Here is a 2046-nt window from a genome sequence, read left to right as displayed (position 1 = left end):
TTTGCCTTTTAAAACAACATCTTTCGAACCACAATATGGGCAAATATACCTATCACTCCATCTAATCTCCCTTATAATTGCAATACACTCCTCATCCTTTGGTATGAATAACTTATATACTTCGACGCTCATAAAATTATATATTGCGATTATTATTTATATATGTAATTGTAAGTGAAGATGAGCGTATGGAATATAGTTCAATATTCGGAAATAGTGGGGTTATTATTTACAACCCCAATCTTAAAGTAACAGGCATCATACCCTTGGCCCATACATTTTATTTCATCAACTACAACAGTTTTATTTAATATGCATTCCAAGGCTCCCGCAAGTAATCCAGCATCAAAGTAACAAATTGGCTCGTTAATCTCCAAACCACCACACATTGCACATTCCCTTACTTTCAAAATAAACGGTTTTCTACTTTCAATCTCTAAAATTCCCAAATTGTTTTTTCTAAAAAATGTTTTTAATTCCCTAATGTTTTTTGGCTTTAAAAACTTTCCAAATTCATACCCAATCTCATACAAAGTTATTTCAGAACCCTTCTCTTTAATTTTTTTTATTGCTATGTATGACATAACTCTAAAAAGTTCCAATGGAATATGCCCCTTAATTTTTCTGTCAGTGTATTTTTTTCGTCAAATGTCATTTTTTCTTTATCAAACCCCTTTTTTAAATGCTCAACCACATCATTGACCAATTCTTCATCATCTGGTAAATCATCCCCTTTATCTACCATAATCCCTTTAAAAATCTCAATCATTTCCTTATCTAATTTTAGTTGGATATGCAATATCTCACCTTCAAATCCTTATCTCACCTAATTATATCCGTTTGCAAAAATTTTATATAGTTGTTTGTGTTGTAAGTAGCATAACCATCAATGGAATTAAAAGCATAGAATATTTTGGAAAATTCAAGGTTAGTTTATCTTTCTTTTAGAAATTTTATATAATTAAATATATGAAAGAAATTTCGCAAATAACTATACACTTAATCAATGGGGCAAAGTGAATAATAACCTTATCTGTGTTTTTTTCGCATAAATTTAAAAAAAAATAGACGAATTTCGAAAAAATTAAAAGAAATTTTAAGAAATATAAATTACTTTTTATAAAATTTTAACAAATCAAAAACACTCAATGTTCCAACAACTTCATCATTATCATTGGTAACAGGATATGCAATATCTTCATTTTTAATCATCTCTTCGATAATCTCCCCCGTTAACGCATCATTTTCATTTAAAACTTTTATTTCATCAATAAACAGCATTAAATCTTCAATTTTTGAATGCTTACATCCTGCAAGTAAATCAAGAGATGTTAACCACCCCACAAGTTTTCCATCTTCTAAAACTGGGGCGTAGTTTTTTCTTTTTTTGTAGAGTGTCTGTACAACTTCTCCCCCAATATCATTTGGAGAGAATTCTATAAAATCCTTATTCATGATTTCTTTAACTTTCATTACTATCATCCCCTTTTAATCCCTATTTCATGATTATCGCAAAAGGCATAATGTTTATTGTGTAAACATTCAGACGTAATTTAGAGCATGTTCTGTAGTAGAATGCTATAAAAAGCCAATATTGTCCCCTGTATCTGATGCATCAGTTCTTACATTAACACACAAATTTGGACGTGTTTAGCAACATCAATTTAAAGTCCATATTCTTTATAATTCCAGAGAAAACCATACATTTTTAACCATGATTTTTTATTAATTTTTCATAAGAATTCATTTTTCACCATATAAAAACAAAGATGTATTATGTGTCTGTTAATTAAAATAGGACTTTCGCAAGCATATTCGAATATAATGATATAGCATTTATGATAAGATATTTCTACCACAACATTTTACTATTTTTCGAATAAAAATTGTTTATGGTGAGAATATTCTCAAAAAAGCGAATGCAATTGTTTATATGCTCTTTCTTCTATTGTCAGAGTTTAATTCGTGTATAGAACTATCTAAAACATTACGCTATTTTCGGAATAAACGTATCTCACGATACCATAAATCGAATTCTTGGAATGA

4 protein-coding genes and 1 pseudogene are annotated in these 2046 nt (G+C 29.0%); 1 reads left to right on the top strand and 4 read right to left on the bottom strand.

All coding sequences use genetic code 11. From position 1 onward, the window contains the following. From METFODRAFT_RS10450 to METFODRAFT_RS09505, 4 genes are all read right to left on the bottom strand, one after another. Nucleotides 1-132: transposase (locus METFODRAFT_RS10450; RefSeq protein ID WP_007045415.1), on the bottom strand; the 132-nt coding region annotated here is incomplete at its 3' end. Nucleotides 133-200: 68 nt separating this feature from the next. After that, nucleotides 201-602 carry a V4R domain-containing protein gene (locus METFODRAFT_RS09515; RefSeq protein WP_245529002.1) on the bottom strand — a complete coding sequence of 134 codons (402 nt, stop codon included), beginning with the start codon at nt 600-602 and terminating at the stop codon, nt 201-203. Beyond that, a complete protein-coding gene (locus METFODRAFT_RS11675; RefSeq protein WP_007045413.1) occupies nt 572-799 on the bottom strand; it encodes a hypothetical protein in 228 nt (75 codons plus the stop codon). The genes METFODRAFT_RS09515 and METFODRAFT_RS11675 overlap by 31 nt, the downstream gene beginning before the upstream one ends. 311 nt (nt 800-1110) lie before the next feature. Next, nucleotides 1111-1482, bottom strand: coding sequence for a CBS domain-containing protein (locus METFODRAFT_RS09505; RefSeq protein WP_007045412.1), 372 nt, complete (start codon nt 1480-1482; stop codon nt 1111-1113). Between the two features lie 421 nt (nt 1483-1903). Here METFODRAFT_RS09505 and METFODRAFT_RS12000 point away from each other — a divergent pair. After that, a pseudogene (locus METFODRAFT_RS12000) lies at nt 1904-2046 on the top strand (IS701 family transposase); the annotation flags it as partial.

It is taken from the genome of Methanotorris formicicus Mc-S-70, from assembly GCF_000243455.1.
Taxonomy (GTDB): Archaea; AGJL01; Methanococci; order Methanococcales; family Methanococcaceae; genus Methanotorris; species Methanotorris formicicus.
This window is presented reverse-complemented; position numbering and strand designations above follow the sequence as displayed.

What these genes read in the sequence shown, in the direction of transcription:
- METFODRAFT_RS09505 (WP_007045412.1), bottom strand. Translation starts at nt 1,482, where the DNA reads ATGATAGTAATGAAAGTTAAAGAAATCATGAATAAGGATTTTATAGAA.